The organism is Paenibacillus apis (assembly GCF_018333295.1).
In the GTDB taxonomy this organism is placed as follows: Bacteria; Bacillota; Bacilli; order Paenibacillales; family Paenibacillaceae; genus Fontibacillus; species Fontibacillus antibioticophila.
Genome location: NZ_BORS01000013.1, coordinates 64,991 through 91,075, shown reverse-complemented (window position 1 = coordinate 91,075; position 26,085 = coordinate 64,991). Strand labels below are relative to the sequence as shown.

The following is a 26,085-nucleotide window of genomic DNA, read 5'->3' as shown; positions in this document are numbered from 1 at the left end:
TCTTTACACTTATGCCTTTTCTGTGCGTAGCTTCTTCATTTCAATTTATATAGGACAAATTGAAACTGAAATTGAAATCTCATGGTCCGCTTCAGTTGAAGGGCATGAAAATCTACGGTGTACCAAACCGCATCCCTGCCAAAGTGATCACGGAATGTCCGCCTGCTTATCTCCGGCCGCAGTAAATCCGCATTGTAACGAAGCTCCAGCGCAGCTTTTCCCTCCCGGCCTGGCAGGACAATCAACCCGCTTTCAGCTGCAAGGACAGGAGGAAGAAGCGTGACAAAGCGTTCCGTCAACGAGCCGGGAGCAGCCTTGAAACAGAATTCATCCTGAAGAGCCAGCTTCGGAAGCTTGGACTTATGCCAGCCCCAGGAGCGGGTAAACGATGTTAATTCATCTAACGGATAAGCGGAGGATAGCTCCATTGTCAGCTTGTCTTCCATTTCGGTAATTTTCGCTTCCCTGATCTGTGCCTGTCTGCTTCGCCCCGCTGCCTGCAAGACACCGTCAATGATCGGAACAGCGTGTCCTTGCGAACCGTTACAGGCGTAGTCATATCTGCCTTCATCACGAAAATAATCCTTTGTATATTCTCCGCAGCCAAGATCCGAGAGATAGAATTCACCGTCATGGGCCAGCATAAACTGGCCAAGATCATTGTGATTGTGCGGCTCATCATTATGACCGCCCTTCGCCGCCCATCCGAACACCCCCGCATCCGCTCCCTCCCTTGACACGAACCAGCCCGCATCCTCAAGATAGACATCGATCGGTCCCCAGTCGCTCCTCGCCTCGCGCACCTCCCGCCACAATAGATTCCGGAGTGCCGGGGCCCAGCGGCTGCAATGATCGTCCCGATAATCCGCACGCAACCGGATCGGAGGAGGCTCTACCTCTTCATACTTGGAGGCAAGGTACCGGGAAAGGCCTAAATGAACGGCAGCATGCGGCAAGGCGTCTGAAAAGTTGGCGACGGCATCGCCGCCGAGAAAGCATTTTTGCTGAAAACCCGCAATACTGCGTACCTGCTCCCTATGAAACCAGTCCTGCTGTCCTCCGCTTCGCTTGAGCAGCAAATCAGCATAGTAGACGAAATAACCGAATCCATAATTCCAGTAGCCCAAGCCTTCCAGACAGGCCCCATCCTTCCCGAAGCCGCGCAAATAAAACTCCATGCTTCGTTCTGTCTTCTCCAAGATCCGGGCCAGACGTCCGGCATCTTCCTCCGAGTCCAGCAGCAGCAGCGCCGCCGAGCCGATCGAGCCCGCACAGACCGCAGACCAATTATGCTCCGCCTCCTCCCAGCTATAGGGTCCCTGCTCCAGAAACGGGCGGAACAGGCGCTCTTCAACCAATTCAGCGATCCGCGAGCGCAGAATCTCAGGCAGCCGGTCACCAAGAAGCAGCCGGAGCTCGGCCAGCGTAAAGCCTGTCTCCGCCAGGAACAGATCAATCTCCGCGCTAACCGATTTATCGAGACTGACATGAGCAGGAAGGCACCAGGTCAATTCGCTGCAGATCGACCAGATCGCATCCAGTAAGGCCCTATGATTACACTCGGATTCTGGCTCAAGCAGACTAAGGAGTGCGAAGGTATTCAGCCGTCTTCTTTTTTCAAAATAAATTTGTTCGAATTCCAGCCGGGAGCCCTGCGTATGAAAAAGGGAAAAGGTCGAGTAGCTCAGCTCCTGTGCAGGGGCAGCCAGCAGCCTTTCCCCCTCCGCTCTGATCTCCGCCAGATCGTCCGCATATTCCGGACTGCTCCATACCTTGCTCCAGAAGGCTTCTGCATCTCCCCCGGGATAATAAAAGCCGAGACTGATGGCCTGGAGTTTCATCTATATTTTCACCTCTTTGGTAACTATTTCTGCATTCGCAGCCTGTTAACCTTTAATCCCTGAAGAGGCGACGCCCTGTACAAAATATTTCTGCAAGCCCAGGAACACGATCAGCACCGGGATAATCGAAATGACGCTAGCCGCCATGATTAATCCATATTCCGCAGAATATTGGGAGATGAACATCCGCAAGCCGATCTGGATCGTCTTCAGCTCCGTCTTGGTCAGATAGATCATCGGGCCCAGGAAATCGTTCCATGTGGAGACAAAGGTAAAGATGGTTAATGTCGACAAAGCCGGCTTGGAGAGAGGCAGCATGATTCTGGCCCAGATTCCGTATTCGCTCAGCCCGTCAATCCGCGCGGCTTCACACAGCTCATCAGGGATGCTTTGATAGAACTGGCGCATCAGGAAGACTCCGAAGGCGGAAAAGGCCTGAAGCAATATAATAGCCAGATGCGTATTGTTCAGCCCCATGGAGCGCATCAGAATGAACTGCGGCACCATGTAAGCCTGCCAAGGGATGGCGATTGTCGCGATGTAGCCCAGAAACAGAACGTTCTTTCCTTTAAATTGAAGCTTGGAGAACGCATAAGCGGCAAAGCTGGAGGTCAGCAGCTGGAGGACCGTGACGATAATGGAAAGCTTCGCCGTGTTATAAATGAACCTGCCCAGCGGTATTTTGGTCCAGATGTCCACATAGTTCGCCCACCGCGGCAGCTCCGGGATCCACTGCATAGGGAAGGTGAACACGTCTTTATTCAGCTTCAGCGAGGATGACAGCATCCAGGCATAAGGAACAAGCATGCACAGCACGACGACGATTAATAAAAGATAGGCGAACATCAGCGCGCCGAATTTTAAGGTTTTGTTGGATCCTACCATGTCTCTGTCATCCTCCTATTGTCCGTATTTCTTCTCACCGCGGAATTGAACAATGGTGATGCCCAGAACCAGCAGGAACAACACGATCGCCATCGCACTGGCATAGCCGTAGTCCAGCGAACGGAATGCGGTGTTATAAATTTGATACACCAATACCCGGGTGGAATCGTTAAGCTGGTTATCCGCACCCGCAAACAAATTGATGAAGATGTCGTACACCTTGAAGGAGTTAATAATCAGGATCATCAATACGAAGAACGTGGTTGGAGCCAGCTGTGGAATGGTAACATTGCGGAATCTTTTCCACGCATTTGCCCCATCCAGTTCAGCAGCTTCATACAGCTCCGGGTTCACACCCTGCAGACCTGCCAGGTAAATCACCATGTAGTAACCCATATTTTTCCATACGGTAAACAGGACAACGGTGAACATCGCCCAATCCTTATCCGCAGCCCACCGCGGCAGCTCCTCTATTGGAATTCCGGTTATGGCATGCAAAATATTGTTGACCGGTCCCATCGTCGGGCTGAAGATGAAGTTCCATACAGCGGCTACAGCAACGAGAGAAGCCACATACGGGAAAAAGAAGACCGTTCTCATGATATTTCGGCCTAAAATTTTCTGATTCAATAAAATAGCCAGTCCAAGCGCACAAACCATGGTGAGCGGAACTACGCCGATCGTATAGATAATCGTGTTCCATAAAGCCTTGTGGAATGTCGGGTCCTGAATCAGGCGGTTAAAGTTCTTCAATCCAACGTAATCCATCGGATTGGCTCCGTCCCATTTGACGAACGCCAGCACAAAGGCAAAAATCATGGGCACCAATGTAAACAAGGCAAATCCGATAAAGTTTGGGGCAATGAAGCTGTAGGCGACAAGGTGCTCCTTCACGCTCTTGGAGACGCCCGTCTTTGGCGGCTTGCCCGTGCTAATCACAGTTTCGTTCTGCATGTTTCCTCCTCCTATGTGTGGCAATATAGGTTGAACTAATTAGTGTGCTGTTGAGGGCAGCCGTGTGAAATGTTCTTACGATCGCTGTTGTTTGCGGATTTCTCTGATTTAAAATGAGATGTTGTTGAAATCCGCTCACAAAGGCGACCACTACGTTTCTTCAGAACATTTCACACTCTTGCCTGCTACGGCTGCTCAGTCCAACCTATATTGCCTTGAGACAAGAAACCCGCAAAGCGCGAACAGCTCTTCAGCCTGATCCGTTTCTTTGCGGGGAGCTGGGGCATACCTCACCAGTTAATTATTCAGCACCTGCTGTACTCGGGTGGTCATATCCTCCAGACCTTTATCTATGGTCGTGTTCTTGGTCATGATGCTGTCATGCACCTCGTTGAGCACAACCTCGATATCTGCACTCTTCTCATGCAGCGGCATTTCCAGATAAGTCTTCGCCGTAGTCAGCGCTGCCTTGCTGTTCTCATCCGACGGGAAGCCATCAATAGAAGCGATTGAATTGACAACCTCATCGGTTTTAATAGCCGGGATCGTGCCTGTGGAAGCGATAACCGCCGCCCCGTCCGCTCCGGTGACAAACTTCATGAAGTCCAGCGCTGCATCCTTATTTTTGGACTTCTGATTGACTGCCAGGGAAGTGATCGTGCCCAGTGTTGTTCCCGCTTCGACACCGTCCGGATGAGGGTATTTCACAATTCCCCAATTGGTTGCCTGGGATTCTCCGCTCTTCACCTTCTCAATCTGTGTCGCAATAAACCAGCTGCCCATGTTCATCATCGCTACCGAGTTGTTGTAGAATACACCGGAATAATGGGTGCTGGAGGTTTTCAGCGTGGCATAGTCCATCACAATGCCGTCTTCCTGCTCTTTCAAAATGAGTTCATAGGTCGGCTTCAGGAAGTCGTATTCGCCATCAATAATCGTATTCTGACCATCCAGGATGCCAAACAGCTGCACCGCGCTTCGCCACGTATGATAATGTCCTCCGTATACCTTCTCCGCACCGCTTCCCGAGGTTAGCTTTCTGGCCAACTCGTCGTATTCGGTCAAGGTCATATCGTTGTCAGGGTAAGGAACACCTGCTTTATCGAATAAATCCTTATTGTAGTACACTACCCAGAAATCGCTGCGGAACGGGAGGGCATATACTTCGCCGTCCACTTCGATTTGCTCCACGGTCCCGCCGTATTGGGCAGGATCAATGCTCTGCTCACCCATGTAGCCCTTGAGCGGCTCCAGATGATTCTGCTTCACCAGGTTGGCATACCCGGGAATATCCTTGATGGTCAGGATATCCAGATCCGCGCCCCCGGAGAGCTGTGTGCTCAACATGGTCATATAGTCGGTAGAACCCAGATCCACGTACTCGATGGTTACTTGCGGGTTTATTTCCTTATAAGCGTCAATCAGCGGCTGGTAGTAAGCCGTCGCTTCCCAATCCCATAACGCCCACTTCAATGTCACAGGCTCCTGACTTGAATTGTTGTCCTCCCCCGCCGTATTGACAGCGCTTGCAGAATTGTTCGGTGCCGGGTCAGCCGAATTTGCCGTCTTGTTGTTATTGCCGCCGCAGCCTGCAAGCAAGCCGATTGAAAGGATCACGGTCAGGGTAAGTCCAAATATCTTTTTCATTCCCATGCTTTTAACCCCTCTTCTTTCAGTGAGTTTGTTCTGAATCGAATTCGAAATTTCGAACCCTGCAATTATCGTAGCGGATATCCCTATGAAAGGGCATACATTTTTCATCCGAAACACTTCCAAATTCTATTGTCTTATAAAATGTCCGGAAGATGAACCTGCAAAATTGGTTGATAAACCTGTAATTTTTCTCGTTTCTATTCTCCCTCCTGTGACGGGGTAGCTGAAACATGGTATGTTAAATATATGATTGAAAGCGTTTTACTCTCTATTTGAAGAGGTGAGCTCTACGAAGAGAAGGTCTACCGTTAAGACGCGTATCATCCTGCTGATGGCCGGCTTTGCACTGCTCATCGCCACACTGATGTCCTACGTCAGCTACGAGCTGATCTCGTATTTCCAGCGTAAGACTACCATTCAGGCAACCGAATTCAATTTACAACTGGTGTCTCATATCATAGAGCAGGACCTGCTGAATTTATCCGTTCTGGCGATGAACTCCAGCACCAATTCGTCTACAAATGCTTTACTGAAGCAATACTTCACTTCTCCGGAGGCAAGCCCTATGGATGCGGTCAAGGCATTTAATGCCATGCAGGAGGCTTTCCGGGTGAATCCATCCAACGGCTATGTAAGAAGAATTATCGTCACGGATCATAACAGCAAATTTCTGCAGGTGGACAATGCCGTAGGCACCTCCCTTCCCTTGAATATACACAATATTAGTACGCTTCCCGGGCTGACGGAGGACTCCTATGAGGAATGGGAGCGGGTGATTGCCGATCCGCTGTCCAGTACAAGCACTATCCCGTTCGTGCTTCCTATCTATGGAGATCGCTCCGTTCGGATCGGAACGGTCTATCTGCTGGCCAATGTCAGCGTAGTTACGGATAAGCTTCGGGGATATGCGCTGCCGGAGGGAGCACAGTTATTTTTGAAGCTGGGAGATCAATATTACTCTATTTCTGAAGGAAAAATCGGGCCAGCGCCCTCCGAGTTCCTTATTTCCGCCTATGAGCAGGAGGATAGCAGTGCGCAATTCACTGATCTGCTGTTGTTCACTGCTGACGGTAAATCCCAAGTGGCCGTTTCCTACCCGGTTCGTACCGGGGTAACGCTGACACAGACCTTGTCGAGGCAGCAGTTTGTGCCCCAAGTGAATATCTGGCTGCTGATGGTCCTGGGCGTCGTTATTCTGGTTATTGTTCTTAGTGCTATCATCACTTATTATCTGACCCGGACGATCAGTCTGCCAGTGGAGAAGCTGAAGAAACGCATCGACAAGATTGCGCAAGGAAACTTTCTGATCGACCGCAATATTGAGTGGAACAGTGAACTGGGGGATGTGGGAAGAGGAATTAATCGCTTATCCCAGGATATGGTGACCTTGATGGAGAAGCGTCTGGCGGATGAGAAGCAGAAGCAAGACCTGGAATACCGGATGCTGCAGAGCCAGATTAACCCCCATTTTCTATACAATACGCTCAATTCGATTAAATGGATGGCTACGCTTCAGAATGCAACAGGAATCGCCGAAATGACGACCTCCCTGTCGAGGCTGCTTCGCAGTATTGCCAAGGATCCGCGGAAGCTGGTGCCGCTTCGTGACGAAATAGCACTGCTGGATGATTATTTTCTAATTCAAGGATACCGCTATGGGAGCAATATTACCTTGGAGAAGCATATCGAGGAGGAGGAGCTGCTGCATTGTCTGATTCCGCGCTTTACGCTTCAGCCTTTGGTCGAGAATGCGATCTTCCATGGCATTGAACCAAAGGGCAAGGGAGATATCATCCTGTCTATAGAACGCTGTGCGCCGAACGATATTCAGGTCAGCCTCGCGGATAACGGCATAGGGATGAGTGAAGAGAGCATTGCCAAGGTCTTCTCTTCCGGCGAACAGGGTGCCAACGGGCTGCTTGAGAACATGGGGCTTCGAAGCGTTCATGAACGGCTCAGGCTGACATTTGGAGAGAACTACGGTTTGTCCATTCAGAGCATACCGAACCAATATACGAAGATGATGCTCCGTCTCCCTTTTCGCAAAGATCTTCTCTAATCCCAAATCTTCAGGCGAGGTGAACCGTATGATCAAATTGTTGATTGCCGATGACGAGGCGCTTGTATGCGTCGGTCTTCAGTCTATGCTGAAATGGGAGGATTACCGGATCGAAATTGTCGGCGTAGCCCATAACGGCGCGCAGGCCGAGGAAATGATCGACAGCCTGCAGCCTGATATTGTTATCACCGATATTAAAATGCCTATTAAAACGGGGTTGCAAGTAGCCGAATCTGTGCGAAAAAAAACTGGGCGTGCTCCGAAATTCATTATTTTAACGAGCTATGAAGATTTCCAATATGCCCGCGGTGCGATCGAAGTAAGGGCTGTCGATTACCTTGTGAAGCTGGAGCTCACTCCGAAAATGCTGGAGGAATCCATCCTGCGGGCTATTTCCATGTTGGAGGAATCCGAAGCGGCTTCCGGGCAGCCCCAGCTGGATTATCGCAGAAATCTGCAGGATCTTCGCGATAAATTTTTTATCCGCTTGTTTAATCATCTGTTTGAGAGCAGGGAGCAGGTTCTCCTGCAAAAGAATGATCTGGAGCTCGAGCTGGATGCCCCGGCTTACGTCGTCTGTACATGCCGCATTCTGGGTCCGGACACCGTGCCTGCCCGCGGAGACAAGCTTGCTGCCCTTTGTACCAGCACGGTTCAGATGGCCAGAGAGACCTTAGCCTCCTCCGGGCCCTGTCATATCACGAGCCTGGATCTTAGAAACTTTGCCATTACCCTGCCTCTGCCGGGAAAAGAATCAGACCTATGGCTGAGTGATCTGCAAAAGCGGCTGCACGACATGGCAAGGCTGCTGCACAATTACTTTAATGTCATCCTGATCGCAGGCGTTGGCATCGCTGTTGAGGATCCCTATTTGCTATATGAAAGCTACCAGTCCGCAAGAAAAGCTCTGCCTGTAAATAGCCAGGAGCAGAGCATTGTCTTCTTCACAAATGAACCGCAGGTCTCTGAGCCTGATGCTTCTCTGTTTGATTACTCCGCCTTGCGCTCGGACATTCGCCGGGCCTTTGAGGAGATGGATGTTCAGGCTCTCCATGAGATGATCACCCGGCTGATCGACCGCTTTGCCGGACAGCCGCACCTGCTGGTCTCGGCAACAGATGCGGCAAGCAATCTGCTCTACATGGCTACCTCCTTGCTCGCGGATGGCGAACAGATTGTCGAGCACATTTTCGAGCATGAGCCTGAAGGCTACCGGTCGATTTACCAGAAGCATTCCATGGAGGGGATCATTGATTGGCTCATCCAGTTCCGCGACGGATGCTGCAGCATTCTGCCCGGCCGCAGGCAGACTTACAAGGAGCAAGTCGTTAGAAATGTCCAGGAATATATCAAGCGTAATCTGGACAGCAAGCTGTCCTTGAATCAGGTAGCGGATATGTTCAGCTTCAGTCCCAACTACTTAAGCCATCTGTTCGCCAAGACCGCCAAGGTCAATTTTGTCGAGTATGTCACGGAGACCAAGATCTCAGCGGCTAAAGAAATGATGCAGCGCGGCGAAGGGCGAATATATGAAATTTCTCAGCGTCTTGGATATGAGAGTGCATTTTATTTCAGCAAAGTATTCAAAAAGATAGAGGGGATCTCGCCACGGGAATACATGCAGCGCCTGGGCACTCTATCGCAAGCTGAACGTTAATTTCTCGAATACATCTTTTCATCTTGCAAACGAATAAGCACTTTAGCGAATCGCCCTCCCTGATGGATGACCACTTTGCCGGCCGGATAGGCCTGCTCTAAATAGTCGGCAACCACTTTCATTTTCCGGGTATCCTCGGCCAGCCCCTGGCCGCGGAACCAGCTGATCATTTCTTGCATGGCTACTTCGGCAGAGACCTCGGTCGTCTTCAGCTCCCGTGTAACTAACGATTCATACGAATAGCCCTTGAGGAATAAAAGATGCATGAGATAAGCTACCTCCGCCGGCTTCGAGGCATGCGGCTTGTCGCTAATCAAAGGCCAGATTTCATTTGCGAGACTGTTCTCTGCGGCGCCTGCCGGCATGCTGATGTAGCAATACTGCTTCGCACACTGAATTATTTTCTCTACGCTCTCCCAGTTGTAGATGACCGGACACATGGAGGCAAAGACCAGATCAAAGGCTTGGTTCCAGCCTCTGGCGTGCACATCAATGTTTTCAAAAGGCTCTGGAACTATTTTCACAGGATTATCGGTAAAAGGCTTCGTATTTTCCTCCAGCAGCTTCACCAATGGCAAAGAGGACTCAACAGCAGTCACATGGGCTCCCTGCTCTGCGAACGGAACGGAGAACACGCCGGAGGCAGCCCCGATATCCAGCACGGAGGCCTGATGAAAGCGGACTCCCTGGTCCTCAATCCAGTTCAGAATACGTCTGCTTCTCTTTCTCCCTTCTTCGTTGAAGGACTGCTCGTTAAAGGTCTCTGCCTTATGGTCAAAAGCATTGGCCGGCGAAATGCCAGCCTGCTTCATTTTGCTAAGAACTGCATCCCCGCGCTCTTTCCAGGCCTGCTCCCAAACCTCTTGACTAAAAAATTCGTTCTTCATTATTTTCCCTCTTTCATCCAGTTTTCCGTATTCAATTCATTATTTATCACGGCAGCAGTGACCGCACCTTTAGCGGCAGCGGCAATAGCCTGATGCATCCGTGAGGCTGCGTCTCCGGCGCAATAAACGCCCGGAATACTCGTCTTTCCATACTCATCGACTGCCACGATTCCTTCATCCGTCATTCTGCAGCCGATATCCTGCGGAAGATGGGACCCCATTACCAGATCCGGCTTGAAAAAGATTCCCCGGCATGGAATGGAGGTTCCGTCCTCCAGCACAACCTGCTGAGCTATCCCCTGAACCGAATCAATCTGACGAATCGGAGAATCAAATAGGGGGATTCCATGCTGCTGAAGCTCTTCGCGCTGAGCCTCCGTTAATCCATCGGGACCGTTCGTGCAGATGGTGAGATTCTTGCTCCAACCCGATAGGACAGGTGCAAAATGCATAAGCTCCGGCCCTTGATTGATGATTACAAGCCGCTCGTCCCGCAATTCCCAGCCATCGCAGTAAGGGCAGACAAAAGCGCTTTTTCCATACACTTCGGATAAGCCTGGAAGGTTCAGCGGGCGGTCAGCCATTCCTACCGCGAAGAATAACTTTTTGGCCATATATACGGATCCCTGTGCGGTCGTAATCTGGAAGTCTCCATCCTCCCCCGTTGCGGCTACGGCCTTATCCTTAATAAAGGTTACGGAAGGATAGGCGCTTATCTCTTCCTGGGCAATACGCCGGAAATCGCCTGGCGTGATTCCGTCACGGGTAAGAAAGCCATGAGCATGCTGTGTTACCGCGTTACGCGGGGCTCCTTCATCGATCACAACCACGTCCTTCCTTGCTCTTCCCAGTACAAGGGCTGCGTTCAGCCCGGCAGGACCGCCTCCAATAATCAGAACATCGTACCTCTTGCTATTCGTCATTTTTTGTTCCACCTTTCATTATTATTATAGACCTGTGATATCCATAATTGAGGTGCAAGAAGGGGTTACTTCTTGCTCATGGCTTCATTCGCGCAATTCTTCGCTGCCATATTCAGGACAGACTGAATAGTCTGCTCCTGCAGGTATTGGTGAAGATACTGCTCAGCGCCGTACATCACTCGTTCCACCAAGCAAGTATTTCGCGGGGCATCCGTCCGGTCGCAATCGCCTTCCGCCTCGTTTTCCGGTTTCGCTAATAGCTGATGTTGCTGAGAGGCTGAATTGGAGCATTCAAATAGCCGCTGTCTTCCCTCGATGACTTGGATCACATCCAGAAAAGTAATCTGATCGGCAGGCCGCGCCAGCTCATAGCCGCCATTTACCCCGGGAACGGCCCGCACAATCCCGTCCTGCCGCAGCTTGGACATAATTTTGGACAAATAACTTTCGGACACTCCAAGCTTCGAGGACAGCTCTTTAATCCCGATATTGCTTTGGCGATCCGAATGGCCCAAATGAAGCAAGGCATGCAGCGCGTAATCAGTGCTTTTGGAATACTGCATCATTCTGTCTTCCTTTTCTATTGATATCATTAATTATGGATCTACGGTATCCATAATAACAGACTAGAGCGCGGATTACAATCTTGAACCTAAAAATACCGGCTTCTCAAGCAAAAAAGCTGCTTGAAAAGCCGGTACTGGTGGAATACCTGTCATAAATCAACTATCAAACGAAGATATATTCTCCTTCACCAATCCGAAGGGTCTTTCCTTGTAATTTCGTTGAATCTGTTTCAATGATGACCTGTTTGAATTGGTTCTCGTCTCCTTGTACGAAGTCAAAGGACTTATCTCCAATTTTCAGGGTAGCCGATCCAGAATGTGATTTTATAACAGGCAATTGAAATAACTCTCCCCAATGTTCGGCGGCAGCCGCAGGATTGGAGACGCGGAATACGGCATTTACGATTTCAGCATGACCTGAAGGGTGGGGCCGTATGACTCCAGATGCGGATAGGCGCTCCAGCCTTTCTTCATCGTTTCCGCTCCATTGAATAATAAATGGATAGACCAGCCCTTGGAAGTCGCCATCAATGGTCAGCATCCGCCATTCTATTAATCTGCCTTCATGATCCAGACGCCGGCCATCGATGATAGGAGATAGAGATAAGCCTGCCAACTTGAGAGAAGCAGCTACCTCTTCAATATCGTCAGTGCGAAGTACAACTCTACTTAATATCTCATGCTCTGGAAGAGCTTTAACCGCATCCCTTACAACGACATTATGCTCGGTCGCCTTGGCTAATTCCAGATTCTCAATGCCAAGAAACTCAATATAAGTTAACCCAAAGTAACTTAAGGTATTATAGGTCCCCCAAGCCTTGTGAGCTCCTCCTTTGAAGGCTGCCAAACCATGCTCTTCGAAGAGTTCAACCGGCTTGTCCAGATTATTCACGTAATGAACCAGATGGTCCCATTTGAGCTTTGCCATTATTCCTTCACTCCCAGTTCGGTGGTCCGCTTCACAGCCGCCAGAACGCTTCTTTGCAGCCCGGCAGCGAAGTCGCTATTGTTCAGCTCATACAAGCCGTGAATCCCCACCCCGCCAGGCGAGTTATTAATATCAAGCAATTGTCTCGGATGCATGCCTGTCTGCTGCAGCATCGCAACTGCACCCAGCATGTTCTCCAGCGCTACCTTCCAAGCTTGCTCACGCGGCAGTCCTGCAAGTACGCCAGCGTCTGCAAGAGACTCAATGAAGTAATAGATATAGTTAGGTCCGGCCACTCCAAACCCGGTGAATATGTCTATCAGAGACTCCTCGAGATATTGCACTTTGCCGAACCCAAGCAGGAAGTCCTCAACCTGATCCCGGGTAGCGAATGCATTCAAGGCTACACCGCTATATCCATATCCCGTATCGGTCAATGTGTTCGGGATGACCCGGATGATCGGACGTTCAGCTCCAAAGTAACTGCCCAGCTTTTCAATCGTTACCCCCGCTACGATCGACACGATAGCGGCAGACGGCGAGGCAAATTGCTGTACAAGGTGTCCAAGTGCTGCCAGATCATCTTGAGGCCGAACAGCCACTACGATTAATTCTGCTCTGGGGAGGACCTGCTCTTGTCTGCCTTCCGTATTAACGCCGTACTTTGTATTTAACAACTGAAGGCGCGCCTCATTAATATCGGATACACTGATTTGCTCTGCGGACAGCGTACCCTTGGCAATACATGCGCGAATAATCGCTTCCGCCATCTGTCCTCCGCCAATAAAATGAATCCTTCTCTTTGTCATGTCAGCCACTTCCTTAGTTAGTTGTTCTCCCACGCTTCCGGCAGGATAAAACCATCATATTTCTCCAGGCCGAGGATGTATTCCTCAAACTCCTTGGATTCATATGCGGCCTTCAAATCCTTTGCCCATTGAGTGTCTTCATCCTTTTTGTTAATGGATACGATGATTCTATGCTGCATAGGTGTATTTTCTATTTTAAGCGCATCTGTAATCTTTCTGTCCGGCGCATTTGCAATGTAATTGCCGTTTACAACCCCATAATCAACATCTTGAAGTGATACGAGAATTTGTGCCGGGTCCAAAATCTTAATATCGATATTAAACTTGTCCGGCTCCATACTATTGATGTTGAAATCAGCGACACCTGCTCCTTCTTTAATCTTGATCCAGCCCAGCTCCTCCAGAATACGAAGGGCGCGCTCTTGGTTTACCGGGTCGTTAGGAACAGCTACGGTTGTACCGTCTTTGACATCGTCCAGTGAAGTATGGTTTACAGAGTACAGACCCTGCGGAGCACCTGGAACATAAGCGATCCCTACCATGTCCGCATTAATCTCCTCGTTGATTGCTTCCATATAGGCCGTGCTTTGGAACACGCTCGCGTCAATGGAACCTTCCTTCATCGCGGGATTGACCTGCATATTTTGCGAGAAGGTTTTGATTTCAACGGTATAGCCTTTCTCCTCCAGGATTGGCAAGATCGATTGACGGAATTGCTCCTCATAGGTACCGACTCCAAACCCAACCGTGATCTTCTTCTTATCCCCGCCATCGTCCGCTTGTTTACTGCCGCAAGCCGTCAGCACCGCCAGAACCCCTATCAACACTACCAACATTAATTTTTTCATACACCCATCTCCTATTCAAATATTATATTTTTAAATTGCTCCAACGCCTCATCCGTCACGTTCAACGGAATCGCGCAATTTGGCGAGAGAATAAACGGTTGGTCCTTCATAAAGGCTAAAGCATCCTTCGCTTGCTTGCGAATCTGTATAATATCATTTGCTGCGAACAATCCGTGATCAACGCCCCCTACTTTCGTAGCTTTGAGATCTGCATCCAAACCAGGATTTCCTTCGGCTACAGTATCCCAGCTGATCCCGTCAATTCGATAATCATTAAATTTCTCCGGCTTCGCATGAGCACCGCAGGTATGAAGAATATTCTTACCATAGGCTGCAGCCTCCAGGACAATAGAATCATACGGTCTGGAGAATTCATCAAACCTAGCTTCATCAAACAAACCCGGATGCGCCGTACCGGTTACCGCGTAGAACAAACCATCCGAGCCTGCTTGACGCAGCTCTTGCACATAATCAGCTAAGGTTAATGAGATGACATGCAGCGCATGGTGAGCTGCCGCTCTATGTTCCTTGAACAGCGAATCCAAAGTAACGGGCTGCTCAATACCGAATACGGTCTTGGTTACATAAGCCGATCGCCCTACAATGAACAGCAGCACCGTTAAAGGTGAAAATACCGTTTGAATCAGCGGGGTATCGGGTAACCCTTGACGTATCTTCCTAACTGCCTCCAAATGCTCCTGTAGTGATGGCGTCTGGGTTGCCTTCTTCACTTCAAGCTCCCAAAGACGCTCCGCCGTTGGAATAACCGTTGATTTCTGCCTAGGAAATACGGTTTGATAATCGGAAAAGTCATATTGATTGCCCCAAGCTTCCGCCAAGTAAGTCGCTCTCGGATTAATCTTGACCCAATCCCAATCATGTTTTTTCGTAAACGAAATCGTTATTTCCGCCAAATCATCCGCATTCTGTTCCTTGTCAATAAAATGGCGCCACCCGCTGACAATGGGACGGTCTGCCCGCTCTCCGGATAATAGGGCATTGAATCGATCCTGCTTGCTCCATGCACTCAATTGAAGTTCCTCCCTGTATCTAGTTATCTAATAACGGCGAATTTTTCTCGCCAGCGTGTTGCCTAAAGACTGTATTCCCTGTACCAGAATGACAAGTATCAGCACGGTGGTTACCACGACTACGGTGTCAAAGCGTTGATAGCCATACACGATAGCCAAGTCTCCAACTCCACCGCCACCCACGGTTCCGGCCATTGCGGTCGCTCCAATCAAGCCGATCGTTGCCGTGGTTAGTGACAGAATCAATGAGCTTACTGCTTCCGGCAACAAAAAGTACCATATGACCTGCAAGGGCGTCGCCCCCATGGCCTCGGCAGCTTCAAGAATTCCCGGGTTCACTTCAAGCAGAGAAGTCTCTACTAAACGTGCAATATAGGGTGCGATATAGATGATCAGCGGTACGATCGCCGCACTTGTCCCGATCGAAGTGTGAACAATCAATCTTGTGAACGGAATAATGGCAACCAGCAAAATAATAAAGGGCAGAGAGCGAACGATGTTGATGATCGGATTCAGGATAGCATAGAGCGCTTTGTTCTCCAGCACGCCGCCCGAGCGAGTGATGACGAGTAATATTCCCAATGGAATCCCTAATAAGGAACCCACGAAAAGGGAGACTCCTACCATTTGAATTGTCTCTATAATTGCCTTCAGAAATTGCTCATTCGTTATTGTCGTCGAAAACATAAGACTCTATCTCCTCCACACTGACTTCATGCCTTGTCAAAAATGTCAGGGCATCCTCTACCAGCTTTCTATCACCAGACAATTGGATGATTGCTGTTCCCAAGGTCGTTTCTTGAATCTCTGTCATATTTGCAAATAGGATATTGACCTTAATATCGAAGGAGCGGATCATCTCATAGAGAATAGGCTCGGAAGCACTTTTGCCAACAAAATGGAGCTTGTAGAGCAGACTTCCGTTTTCTGCCTTTAATGATTTTTCAACACTTGGTGTCATGCTATTTTGAACAACTGTCTTCACAAAATTTTTCGTGGTCTCATGCTGGGGATGACCGAACACCTCCAGAACGCTCCCTTGCTCTATAATTCGTCCCTCTTCCATCACAGCTACCTTGTTGCAAATCTCTTGGATGACGGACATTTCATGTGTAATAATCATCACCGTAATGTTATATTCTGCATTAATTCTTTTTAAAAGCTGCAAAATAGATTGTGTTGTCTGCGGATCAAGTGCAGAGGTTGCTTCGTCACACAAAAGAATCGATGGATTCGAGGCAAGCGCTCTGGCAATTCCAACACGCTGCTTCTGTCCCCCTGACAACTCGCTCGGATAGCTTCCCGCTTTGTCGCTTAATCCTACAAACTCTAGCAGCTCCTGCACTCGCTGACGGATTTCACTTTTACTCTTTTTCAATAGGACGAGGGGAATTGCTACATTATCAAATACTTTTTTGGATTCTAGCAGGTTGAAATGTTGAAAAATCATACCTATGTTCTTTTTGGCCAATCGCAGCTCTTTATCGTTGTAAGTTCCTAAGTCACGCCCATTCACCAGGACCTGTCCTTCTGTCGGTCTTTCCAGATAATTGACTAGACGAATTAAGGTGCTTTTCCCGGCACCGCTATAGCCGATTACCCCGAAGATATCTCCCTTTTCAACCTTCAAATTGATTCCCTTCAGAGCTTCGATCGTGATCCCTTTCCGAGTGAATGTTTTGGAAGCATTCTTTAATTCAATCATGTTGGTTCCCCTCAATCATTTTCTAGAGTCAGATGAAGCTTTCGCTTGCAGCTTCTCAAGGGCTCGCTCTGCCAATGAAGCAAAGTACTTAGCGGCAGGCAATAGTGCGGCCTCATCAACATCGAAACGAGGATGATGGAGTGCATAGGCCGGTCCTGTTCCGATATTTACAAATGCGCCTGGGATCTGTTGCAGATAAAATGAAAAGTCCTCGCCCCCCATTTGCAGCGGAATATCATGCACATCATACCCGGCCTCTAAGGCGACCTCTTTGGTGAAATCAGCCCATTCCGCATGATTAATAGTTGCAGGAGGCCCAGGATACCAATGCAGTTGTGCCTCAGCTCCGGCTCCTTCAGCGACTCCTTCGATGATGCGCGTCATTTGAACAGGAATAAGGCGGCGAATCTCTTCATTGTAAGTTCGAACCGTTCCCTCGAGCTCCACCTTTTCCGGGAGAACGTTCCATGTAAAGCCCCCGTTAATTCTCGTTACACTTAATACCACCGGCTCTATCGCATTATTTTGACGGCTAACAATCGTCTGCAGCATGGTAATGATCTGAGCCGCTGTCACAATGGCATCCACACCTTTTTCCGGTGTAGCAGCATGGGCCCCGACACCTTTTACCGTAATTTCAAACCGGTCAACACCCGCTGTTAAAGCTCCCGTTCTCGTTCCAAAGGCTCCCGTTGGCAGATCAGGTGAATTGTGTAATCCAAATATGGCATCAACATCCTTGAGGCCTCCTGATGCCAGGACACTTTCCGCTCCATGACCTGTTTCCTCTGCAGGCTGGAACAAGATCCTCACTGTACCGGGAAGCTCGCTTTCGCGCTTTTTCAGCAGCAAAGCAGCGCCTAAAATCGTAGCGGTATGAAAATCATGTCCACAGGCGTGCATTTTCCCCGGAATCTCTGATGCAAAGGGCAGCTCTGTTTGCTCCTCTATTGGAAGTGCATCGATATCACATCGAATAGCCACAATGGGCCCATCGCCTTGTCCAATCTCTGCGATTAATCCCGTTGCCAACGGGAGATCCATGATCTGAATATCAGCTGCTGTCAGCCAGCCCCGCAGCTTCTCGGTTGTTTTGAACTCTTCATAAGCCAATTCAGGCTCTCTGTGAAGATTTCTTCGAACGCTAATCAAGTAGTTGCCCAAATCCGATGGCTGCACAGTCAAATTGTTTTCCCCCACTGCACTCATGCCTCCTTGTCTCCTTCTATTCCTCTATTCCTCTTATTCGCTCCAGTGCAATAGATAGACTGCTTATAATATGATCTCGCATTGCCTTCTCAGCGCCGTCTTCATTTCTGTCAGCTATCATTTGTAAGATTAAGCCATGTTCTTCATCTGCCTGTCTTGTCCAATCTCCGTGCAAGGAAACAAAGCGACAGTAGCGAAGCGCGTGGTCTCTTAATTGATTCAAAACCTTCTCGAAAACGATGAGTTCACTCATTTCCGATAAATAATCATGAAATTCAAAGCCATAGGATACAAAGTTCTGATTATCGCCTAGCTGGAAGGATTGTTTTATGTTCTCAAGGATTACTGTTAATTTTTGAATATCTTTATCTGTTGCATTCTTAGCCGCATTCCTCGCGATATAGCCTTCAAGCATGCTGCGAACAAGAAAAACTTCTTCAACCTCTTTAACTGTTATGGAAGCTACCTTCAACCTTCCATTGGGCTGTCGAACGAGAAAATCCTCATTCTCCAACCTCTGTATGGCCTCCCTTAGCGGTGTACGACTGACCCCAAGCAATGCTGCTAAGTTCTCTTCGTTTACAGCTTGGTTTGGCTTCAGCTCGCTATCTATGATTTTTTGTTTTAATTCATAGTAAGCATTGTCCTTTGACAACCTTCTTGATCGCATCACTAGTTAACCATCTCCTCCACGGTTCATCTCGAGGAAAATTGTATAATTGTATACAATTATTTTAGTCCCTACGTTTAAGCTTTTTTATACTATATTCCTATTATTCCACCTAGTCAAGTGGGTATTTAGGGATTAAAAATGTTACAATTACAAAGAGAGAGACCTGGCTAAATCCAGGTCTCTCTCTGGAAAACATGATTTGTTTCGTATTAAATCCTCTATACTTGTCAACTTGCTACACATGGTGCCTTTTTAACGACTCCTTCCTGATCCAACACGTATCCAATGAGAAGGCCGCTGTATATAGAAAGGTAGTACCGTCTTTGCATCACCTTTAGCCGAATTCATTTGCATCTGGGTTAAAAACATACTAGTAGAAAGATTGGCGCCGCTAAAATCAGCGTCGCGCAAATCAGCGCCAATAAAGCTTGCCGCTCTTAAATCTGTATTTTGCATATTAGCAGCAATTAGTAATGCTCCTCTAAAATCAACTGCCCTTAAATCTTTGCCATTCAACTTTTTCCCCATCCAATTAACTCTTGAACGATCCAAGTCTTTAAGTTTTTTAGCACCAGGTAATTCTGCAATCGCAGTTTCTCGAATTGAATCACTAGCCTCTGTAAGCAATCCATTCAGTGAGAACCGATAGGTTACCAGATCAAAAGCTAATAATTTGCTGGCACTCCAGGCAGTCACCTTCTGCAGCTCGGCTAATTTCTTGCTTAGCGTATCAGTTAACGCGATCGGAAGATCGTACGACAAGGCCTCTGCTGCATATGCAATCATTTCGTGAATTTGTTCCATTATAGGAAATACTCTAAACATTTGATCTCTAGCTTCCGGATTCTCTCTCCAACTTACGTTGTTGAAAGTAACTTGAGATACAACTTGTCCGGCACCTAGACAATCAAATACTGTACAGCCTTTATATCCCTTGTCTCTTAATTGAGAGTGAATATTACATCTATAATCCGATTTCAAATTGACGCAGGGCGTATTTGCGGGTTTACTCATGGGAAAATCACTTGATTGTACTATATTAAGCGCTGTACAACAAAGTCCAAAGCATTTAGCGCAATCAGCAGTTAAATTATTTCTTATACTCTTGGCTGTATTCCTGTTCATGTCATTACCTTCTTCAATTTTTATGTAAATGAAAGGCTGTTCTCTCTATGGCTGTCTTAGTTAAAACCTCTATACAAGCAAACACCTAATACCGCATTGAATCCAGCTGCGGCAAACACACTGAAGCGCTCGGGAATGCCAAAATAGGCTGCGGGTACGATCCCTGTGCCAACGGCTCCTGCAAGCATGAATAGTAAAGCCGCCGTTGCCCAGCCAGCTAAATAGCGATAACGTCTGTCCTGATATCCTCCGGCCATAATCAGAATGAGCGAAAGAACGGAGAGCAGGACAACAAGCGCTGTCACGACATACACATGCATGATATCTTGAAACGCAGTACCGGCATTCCCCTGGGCAGAGAGCGGAAAGGCTGCATATCCAATAGCCGACACCCAATTCATCGCTGCGAACAAATAAATCCCGATCCGGATCGTTCTATTCAGCTTTCCTTGTATAAATACGCATACCATCATCACAGAGGTGATACCGCAGATATCGTACAGAGAAGCAAGCTGCCCCCACAGCACTTTGGAAGGGGCATTGCTTGCGCTGAGATCACTGACCGCCTGCGACATCCATTGATATCCGGGATAGGCTAATGGAGAAAAAAGCACCGCTGCCGCATAGGAGAACAAGCTGATGATTCCCAACAATCCGCACCATTGAACTGGCGTCCGCTTCACTTTGAGTTTCCTCCATTATTATAAAGTCTGCTGAATTGCTTCATATGCTGTTCTACCAGTTGAAGCATCTCCTGCTCGCGCTCGGGCTGCCGGTCACATAAAGTCAGCAGCATATAAATCGGGGCATAGAAGTGAACCGCCATTATTTGCGGAGACTCGTCCTTGAATACACCAGCCTGGGCCAGCAGGTCAAATAGCATGCCTTGATAGGTCAAGGGATCCTCTACATACTGCTTGGAATAGAGCGCAGCAAGCTCACGATTTCGATATTGCTCCACCGTCAGCATTTTTCGAAACTTACATACATACTCATCTCTTAAAAAAAATAGAAACAGCTCTTTTCCCATTTCTACGAGCTGATTTTCCGACAAGAGAGCCAGCCTTTCCAGATCCGCATGTGCGTCCAAGCCATTCATTTGCATTTGGGCTGCCCGCTGTTCGTACCTCTCTGCCATCTCAGCAAGTATCGCATGAAAGATGTCCTGTTTACTTGAAAAATGCTTGTATAAGGACGGAGCTTTAATCCCGACAGCTTCGGCAATTTCACTGACACTCACGGCGTCATATCCCTTTTCTGCTAAAAGTGTTAGCGCCGAGTAAATGATTCGTTGCTTTGTGGTCATCAAAACCAATCCATTCCTTGGCTAATGTTCATTAGCCTTATTGTAAGCTAATGAACATTAGCTTACAATAGATTTCCTCATTTGTTCGAAATCCTCAAACCTGCTTGTTATAATTCAAACCTAAGCGGTAAGCTTGGTCCAGCAGCAACTCATAATGACTGGGATTTGAATCCAGAGTCTCATATAGGAATTCAACCTTGGAGTTGGATACACCGCAATAATCCGCAATGCCCACATTCAGCAGATGAGTAATCATTTCGTCGTAGCTGCGCTTTTTCATCTGTTCTTTGGAAACGCCCGCCAGACCCATCCACAAGACATGCTGATGAGGAAGGTGGTTTAAACCGTACGCAAACCCATTATTCCATACACGGTCAATATAACCCTTTAACATAGCCGGCAGATGCCACCACCAAACTGGAAAAATAAATGCCAGAGCATCATGCTCCTTCATCCGTTTTATTTCCAGCTCTACTTCAGGAGAAAATATCTGCTCCGAAGTGGACCAATTGGGTTCATCCGCTCCTTTCAAGACAGGATCAAACCCAATCCCGTGCAAATCCAATATCTCATAATTGTGGCCAGCCTCGGCGAGGCCTTGTACGAAACGATCGGCCACTTTAAAGGTCAGGGAATCTTTTCTCGGGTGAGAAACAACGGTTAATACTTTCATCTTGCACCTTCACTACCTTTCTCCAGCAGCTAATTTCTAGCCATGATCAATGGCTGATGCTATTATAATCAGTAGGAAAATGATCCGGAAGTACGCACTTTTAAGTTCTATAGGATGATACGGGTGCCATAGGAACATGGAAGTACCCAAGCCTGTTCCCTGGAAACTGACTCGAACAGCAGCGAGAAGTGAAGGAGGATTGTAAATGAGTGAGCAGATGAAGAATAGCATACAGAAGAAATATCAAGTTGGCGTGGAGGCGGCCTTAGAGGTAATGGGAGGCAAATGGAAGCCCTTGATTATCTACCATCTGATGACGGGGAGAAAACGAACGTCCGAGCTTCGCCGGCTAATTCCGGGCATTACTCAAAAAATGCTGACCACTCAGCTCAGAGGCCTGGAAAAGGATAAGATCGTCACACGGATGGTTTATAATGAGGTGCCTCCAAAAGTAGAGTATGATTTGACATCCTACGGCTGGGGATTAAAGCCCGCACTTGACCATCTATGCTATTGGGGAGAGGATCACCTGGAAAAAATTTATGGCGATAAGTCCAAGGTTCTGGAAGAATGTAGCAACTTATCGGAAATACCGAACTCTACTCAATGATCTGGACATAGGGATAGTAATTAAAGGTATGGTGTAAGCACCAACGTAGACCGCACAACCCAACAAGATAGCCGTGAATGCCATGGCCGTATCTTCATCTATCCCTCCATAAACGAATCGGGTCTATCGATTACAACCGAAATTTACGCTTTGGACAGCTTGCGCTTCTGATATAGAACTAATCCTGCAAAAAAATAGATCAGTGTGAGCACAACCATCATGAAAACCTCAAATCGGATCTCGTAGAAGCCGGCTCCGTAATTCAATATTTTATTAAAGGCATTCACCGTATGCGTAAGCGGCAAAATGTCCGTCAGCCCCAACGGATGCCCAAGGATCGAGAACATATTCAATTTCGGCAGCGGGAACATCGTGCCTGAAAAGAACATGAGGATAAAAAATGGAAAACAGCCCACGGTTAACACATCAAAAACCGTATTCAGGAAGCTTGCCACTACCAGACTCACGGACACCATCGAAAGGCTGGAAATGATGCCAATCAGAAGAACAGGCCCGAAATTCCCTGCCGGACTGTAGCCCAACCCCAATGCAGTCCAATAAGAAAGAACAAGCGCTCCTACAGCGATAACGGCTTGCACCATACCAATAGCCGTAAGGAAATGAACGGCTCCGAGACGGCTTAGCTTCAGCCGGATCAGTGTTTTTTTATCGTTCTCCTTCACAATGGACGCGGATGCGGTAAACAAGATCATTAAGATGGCCAAAGCCAGCAACCCCGGAACATAACCGTCAAACTCATTTAAGGGGAGTTGTTTCTCCAAAAAGGTTTCGGTTATCAAAGCAGGAAGTGTAATTTGGACGGCCGCGATCCCTTGTTTATTCACCTCATCAGCGGCCATGACTGCCGCAACGGGATATCGCAGATTATTCATGCTCCCGTAAAAATGGACTTCCGACGGGACAATCGCTTTCTTTGAGATGGCATCGGCATGGATTTTGGAATAATCGCTAGGAATAACCATTCCAATATCGATTGTTTTCTCTTTTACTTGCGCCTCCAATTCAGGAAGCTCGGTGATAGGGCTGAAATCGAATATATTCTCGCCATTCTGTCCCTTCTTCTCTTGGATCATTTCAACCAGTTCAGTCGCCGATTTGCCACCATCGAGATTAAGAACTCCGATATGGTATGTAGTCGGCTCTCCCCCATAAAACAAGTACATGATCAGCAGAAAAAACGGAGAAAAAAACAGCACCATCACAAGTACTTTCCAGTCCCGAATATTTTCTTTCCATGACTTTATTGCAGCCGCTATCAGTTTCATTCCCGAAGCCCCCTTCCTGTCATAGAAATAAATGCGTCTTCAAGCGTCCGCTTGCGGATCGTCATATCCTCCATCTGGATACGAAATGCTTTTAATGTCTGGTTGACGGTTGGAATGTGCTCAATCACATGGCTTGCGCCAAGCAATAAAAGACCGTCTACCAGCTTTTTTTCTGTGAATACGGGCGGAAAGGCTTCCAGTAGTTTATCGGTTTGACCCGCAGGTATTCCGCTGAGTCTGACCTGTAAAATATCTCCCTTGCCTGATTTTTCTTTAAGTCTTTCAGGCGTGTCGATCTGGAGTATTTTCCCATGGTCAATAATAGCTACTCGATTGGATAGTCTATCGGCTTCATCCATGTCATGCGTCGTAAGGAGTACGCTTTTCTGTTGGGCCGCCAGTTGTCTGATAAAGTCTCGCACAAGAACACGGCTCTGCGGATCAAGCCCTGCCTGAGGCTCATCCAGGATGATCAGGTCCGGATCATGGACAAGCGCAAGCGCGATATTCAGCCTTCTTTGCATGCCTCCGGAAAGAGTCCCGGCAAGCTTATTCTTTTTATCTGTAAGTCCAAGGGCTTCCAGCAGGTACCCTGCCCTTTTGCCGGCCTCTTTTGGAGCTAATCCATAGGACATTCCGGCAAATTTCAACTGTTCGGAACAGGTCAGTTTCTCCCAGATCACAATGTCCTGGGGACATAATCCGATCATCCCTTTAACCTGACGATAGTGTGCCGATATCGAGATTCCGCCATAAGCCACGTTTCCGGCATCCGCTTTCAACAGTCCGCACAGCATACTGATCGTCGTCGTTTTGCCGGCGCCATTTGGGCCAAGCAATCCGAACACCTCTCCTTTAAATACCGAAAAGCTTACCTGATCCACGACCCGTGTGCTTCCGTAGGATTTGCTTAGCCCGTCCACAGAAAGAAATATTTCCTTCTCCATGCTCTCTCCCCTTTTTAAGGATATTCCAGTACCTAACCTGCTACAGATTCAAATCACTTGTACTTTTTGTTGGGCTTCCGTTTGATTTGTAGCAGCTTTTCCATATCAGGAAATAAAGAAGTATTGGTCAGCTCAAACATCATCCATTTGCCATGATGGTAGGTGGTAGACTCATCGTAAACTCGTTGCACTTCTGGTGAATAATTATTTCTATCAGCCTCAAATTTGGCCCTCTCATCCTTACCGAAAATAATCATAAAGCCAAACACATTCTCTTTTGCGTACAAGGCACACAAAGATTTGCCGCCCCTGCGATACTTATACTCGTAGGTCCATCTCTTCCCGCCGCTGTTCCAGAGACGTTCCATATCGTATTTTGATTCTATTAGGTTGGTTAGCTGTACCCATACATCGAATAACGGTTGCCCAAGCAAACCTATCATTTCCTCATGGGTTGGTATTTTTTCAAGCATTACATCACCTCCATCTTGAAGTTTTATTATTTTCTAGATCGTCAGCTTTCAATTTGTTTTATATGATGCAGCATGTGACTTAAGTAATCATCAAATAACCAGCGTAGGGTAACCCTGCGCTTATCGCTTAAGATACATTGCTTATTGAAATCCAGTTCACTAGCATTTCTCAGGACATTCAGTATTTGTTTGTTGAGTTGAATCCATAATGCAAGCAAATCTGACTTACTATAATTGTTTTGATAATCATGAATTCTGATCCATTCATTCTGCTTATATCCATCAATACTCACTGGTTCATCAGTCAAAATGATTCGGACAAATCGGGAATGGTTATTTACCGCCGAGTCACATAAATGTCCTAATATTTCTTGCTTTGACCACTTGTTTGCCGAAACCTTATTCATAAACTCATGATCTTCAATGCGGTTTATGACCTTCGGTATTTCATAAAGCAGTTTTTCAAATTCCACTATTGAACTCATCATTTATCACTCTTTCTTATGTTTGAACGCAGTTTTAATGGTAAGTAGATTTGCTGTTGGGCAACACCAAGCGCCTGATCAAAAGCACCGCCAGGGTTTGGCATATTGCACATTCCACTTTTAGGAAAGTCGCCATATTCAAAAACGTCGCTGTTTTTTATCCAGTTCATCATCTCATTCACGGTGTCGTTCAGGTCATCCTCGTTGTTTTCATCCCCTGTGGCAACCAGGAACATCCCACCCGGAAATTCAATGATTTCGTAAGGAACTACGTCCGCTTGAGTAACATCATCCTTGATTGCTGATATCAAAACATTTTGCCCACATCCCCATGTTTCTTTATCGCCCTCATGCCATAAAAAGTCTGCAGGTTCATAGATATGCGCTTGTACCAGATGGCGGTGAGACTCTAACCATTCGCTAAAGCCGTCTTTGCCAAACAGCTCGTCCAATGTTTTTAAGCCTGAGGAAACCGCACGGAATTTCCTGATTTCAATGCCTCGCATATTTTGAAGCTTGCTCATAATAATAATTCCCCCCGATTGCTTGTTT

General features: G+C 47.6%; 27 protein-coding genes. 3 read left to right on the top strand and 24 right to left on the bottom strand.

Going from position 1 to position 26,085, the window contains the following annotated elements:
* Window positions 1-35: 35 nt before the first annotated feature.
* The 4 genes from KI362_RS18405 to KI362_RS18390 all read right to left on the bottom strand — a co-directional run bounded on the left by KI362_RS18405 (window position 36) and on the right by KI362_RS18390 (window position 5,327).
* On the bottom strand, window positions 36-1,841 hold the full coding sequence (locus KI362_RS18405) for a heparinase II/III domain-containing protein (protein WP_301629319.1): 1,806 nt from the start codon (window positions 1,839-1,841) through the stop codon (window positions 36-38).
* A gap of 45 nt (window positions 1,842-1,886) precedes the next feature.
* Window positions 1,887-2,726 (bottom strand): carbohydrate ABC transporter permease, encoded by an 840-nt coding sequence (locus KI362_RS18400; protein ID WP_301629317.1) that lies wholly within the window; start codon window positions 2,724-2,726, stop codon window positions 1,887-1,889.
* A gap of 15 nt (window positions 2,727-2,741) precedes the next feature.
* Window positions 2,742-3,680, bottom strand: coding sequence for a carbohydrate ABC transporter permease (locus tag KI362_RS18395; RefSeq protein ID WP_212940532.1), 939 nt, complete (start codon window positions 3,678-3,680; stop codon window positions 2,742-2,744).
* Between the two features lie 297 nt (window positions 3,681-3,977).
* Window positions 3,978-5,327: an ABC transporter substrate-binding protein gene (locus tag KI362_RS18390; RefSeq protein WP_301629314.1), complete on the bottom strand. Its 1,350-nt coding sequence runs from the start codon at window positions 5,325-5,327 to the stop codon at window positions 3,978-3,980.
* A gap of 337 nt (window positions 5,328-5,664) precedes the next feature.
* Here KI362_RS18390 and KI362_RS18385 point away from each other — a divergent pair, with 337 nt between their 5' ends.
* Window positions 5,665-7,392 carry a sensor histidine kinase gene (locus KI362_RS18385; protein ID WP_301629312.1) on the top strand — a complete coding sequence of 576 codons (1,728 nt, stop codon included), beginning with the start codon at window positions 5,665-5,667 and terminating at the stop codon, window positions 7,390-7,392.
* A gap of 28 nt (window positions 7,393-7,420) precedes the next feature.
* Window positions 7,421-9,049 carry a response regulator gene (locus tag KI362_RS18380; RefSeq protein WP_301629310.1) on the top strand — a complete coding sequence of 543 codons (1,629 nt, stop codon included), beginning with the start codon at window positions 7,421-7,423 and terminating at the stop codon, window positions 9,047-9,049.
* Here the strand turns inward: KI362_RS18380 and KI362_RS18375 are convergent.
* The 15 genes from KI362_RS18375 to KI362_RS18305 form a co-directional block, all read right to left on the bottom strand.
* The gene (locus tag KI362_RS18375; RefSeq protein WP_301629307.1) at window positions 9,046-9,936 is read right to left on the bottom strand and encodes a class I SAM-dependent methyltransferase; all 891 of its coding nucleotides are present in this window, start codon (window positions 9,934-9,936) and stop codon (window positions 9,046-9,048) included. The genes KI362_RS18380 and KI362_RS18375 overlap by 4 nt on opposite strands.
* Complete coding sequence (locus KI362_RS18370) at window positions 9,936-10,859, bottom strand: NAD(P)/FAD-dependent oxidoreductase (protein WP_301629306.1); 924 nt, start codon at window positions 10,857-10,859, stop codon at window positions 9,936-9,938. The genes KI362_RS18375 and KI362_RS18370 overlap by 1 nt, the downstream gene beginning before the upstream one ends.
* 65 nt (window positions 10,860-10,924) lie before the next feature.
* The gene (locus KI362_RS18365; RefSeq protein WP_301629304.1) at window positions 10,925-11,422 is read right to left on the bottom strand and encodes an RrF2 family transcriptional regulator; all 498 of its coding nucleotides are present in this window, start codon (window positions 11,420-11,422) and stop codon (window positions 10,925-10,927) included.
* A 166-nt stretch (window positions 11,423-11,588) separates the two neighbouring features.
* Complete coding sequence (locus tag KI362_RS18360; protein ID WP_212940538.1) at window positions 11,589-12,353, bottom strand: VOC family protein; 765 nt, start codon at window positions 12,351-12,353, stop codon at window positions 11,589-11,591.
* Entirely contained in the window at window positions 12,353-13,162 is an 810-nt protein-coding gene (gene proC, locus KI362_RS18355; protein ID WP_301629303.1) for a pyrroline-5-carboxylate reductase, read from the bottom strand. Before proC ends, KI362_RS18360 begins: the two co-directional genes overlap by 1 nt.
* 17 nt (window positions 13,163-13,179) lie before the next feature.
* Complete coding sequence (locus KI362_RS18350) at window positions 13,180-14,010, bottom strand: MetQ/NlpA family ABC transporter substrate-binding protein (RefSeq protein WP_212940540.1); 831 nt, start codon at window positions 14,008-14,010, stop codon at window positions 13,180-13,182.
* Window positions 14,011-14,021: 11 nt separating this feature from the next.
* Entirely contained in the window at window positions 14,022-15,041 is a 1,020-nt protein-coding gene (locus KI362_RS18345) for a uroporphyrinogen decarboxylase family protein (protein WP_301629300.1), read from the bottom strand.
* A gap of 27 nt (window positions 15,042-15,068) precedes the next feature.
* Window positions 15,069-15,728 carry a methionine ABC transporter permease gene (locus tag KI362_RS18340; protein ID WP_301629298.1) on the bottom strand — a complete coding sequence of 220 codons (660 nt, stop codon included), beginning with the start codon at window positions 15,726-15,728 and terminating at the stop codon, window positions 15,069-15,071.
* Window positions 15,703-16,746, bottom strand: coding sequence for a methionine ABC transporter ATP-binding protein (locus tag KI362_RS18335; protein WP_301629296.1), 1,044 nt, complete (start codon window positions 16,744-16,746; stop codon window positions 15,703-15,705). Before KI362_RS18335 ends, KI362_RS18340 begins: the two co-directional genes overlap by 26 nt.
* Before the next feature lie 15 nt (window positions 16,747-16,761).
* On the bottom strand, window positions 16,762-17,955 hold the full coding sequence (locus KI362_RS18330; protein ID WP_301629294.1) for an amidohydrolase: 1,194 nt from the start codon (window positions 17,953-17,955) through the stop codon (window positions 16,762-16,764).
* 16 nt (window positions 17,956-17,971) lie between these two features.
* On the bottom strand, window positions 17,972-18,610 hold the full coding sequence (locus KI362_RS18325; protein ID WP_301629292.1) for a GntR family transcriptional regulator: 639 nt from the start codon (window positions 18,608-18,610) through the stop codon (window positions 17,972-17,974).
* A 270-nt stretch (window positions 18,611-18,880) separates the two neighbouring features.
* Complete coding sequence (locus KI362_RS18320; protein ID WP_301629290.1) at window positions 18,881-19,753, bottom strand: pentapeptide repeat-containing protein; 873 nt, start codon at window positions 19,751-19,753, stop codon at window positions 18,881-18,883.
* 56 nt (window positions 19,754-19,809) lie between these two features.
* Complete coding sequence (locus tag KI362_RS18315; RefSeq protein ID WP_301629288.1) at window positions 19,810-20,436, bottom strand: DUF998 domain-containing protein; 627 nt, start codon at window positions 20,434-20,436, stop codon at window positions 19,810-19,812.
* Window positions 20,433-21,059: a TetR/AcrR family transcriptional regulator gene (locus KI362_RS18310; RefSeq protein ID WP_301629285.1), complete on the bottom strand. Its 627-nt coding sequence runs from the start codon at window positions 21,057-21,059 to the stop codon at window positions 20,433-20,435. The genes KI362_RS18315 and KI362_RS18310 overlap by 4 nt, the downstream gene beginning before the upstream one ends.
* A 94-nt stretch (window positions 21,060-21,153) precedes the next feature.
* Window positions 21,154-21,732, bottom strand: a complete 579-nt coding sequence (locus KI362_RS18305) for an NAD(P)H oxidoreductase (RefSeq protein WP_301629283.1) — start codon at window positions 21,730-21,732, stop codon at window positions 21,154-21,156.
* A 205-nt stretch (window positions 21,733-21,937) separates the two neighbouring features.
* On the opposite strand from KI362_RS18305, the gene KI362_RS18300 reads away from it, so the two are divergent.
* Window positions 21,938-22,342, top strand: coding sequence for a winged helix-turn-helix transcriptional regulator (locus KI362_RS18300; RefSeq protein ID WP_212940549.1), 405 nt, complete (start codon window positions 21,938-21,940; stop codon window positions 22,340-22,342).
* A gap of 143 nt (window positions 22,343-22,485) precedes the next feature.
* Here the strand turns inward: KI362_RS18300 and KI362_RS18295 are convergent, their stop codons facing one another.
* From KI362_RS18295 to KI362_RS18275, 5 genes are read right to left on the bottom strand one after another with little or no spacing between them, the layout of a single operon-like run.
* Window positions 22,486-23,628 (bottom strand): ABC transporter permease, encoded by a 1,143-nt coding sequence (locus KI362_RS18295; protein ID WP_301629281.1) that lies wholly within the window; start codon window positions 23,626-23,628, stop codon window positions 22,486-22,488.
* Window positions 23,625-24,575 carry an ABC transporter ATP-binding protein gene (locus KI362_RS18290; RefSeq protein WP_301629279.1) on the bottom strand — a complete coding sequence of 317 codons (951 nt, stop codon included), beginning with the start codon at window positions 24,573-24,575 and terminating at the stop codon, window positions 23,625-23,627. Before KI362_RS18290 ends, KI362_RS18295 begins: the two co-directional genes overlap by 4 nt.
* A gap of 53 nt (window positions 24,576-24,628) precedes the next feature.
* Window positions 24,629-25,048 (bottom strand): DUF3788 domain-containing protein, encoded by a 420-nt coding sequence (locus KI362_RS18285; protein WP_301629278.1) that lies wholly within the window; start codon window positions 25,046-25,048, stop codon window positions 24,629-24,631.
* Between the two features lie 41 nt (window positions 25,049-25,089).
* The gene (locus KI362_RS18280; protein ID WP_301629276.1) at window positions 25,090-25,533 is read right to left on the bottom strand and encodes a DinB family protein; all 444 of its coding nucleotides are present in this window, start codon (window positions 25,531-25,533) and stop codon (window positions 25,090-25,092) included.
* Window positions 25,533-26,057 carry a hypothetical protein gene (locus tag KI362_RS18275; RefSeq protein ID WP_301629274.1) on the bottom strand — a complete coding sequence of 175 codons (525 nt, stop codon included), beginning with the start codon at window positions 26,055-26,057 and terminating at the stop codon, window positions 25,533-25,535. The genes KI362_RS18280 and KI362_RS18275 overlap by 1 nt, the downstream gene beginning before the upstream one ends.
* Window positions 26,058-26,085: the final 28 nt, after the last annotated feature.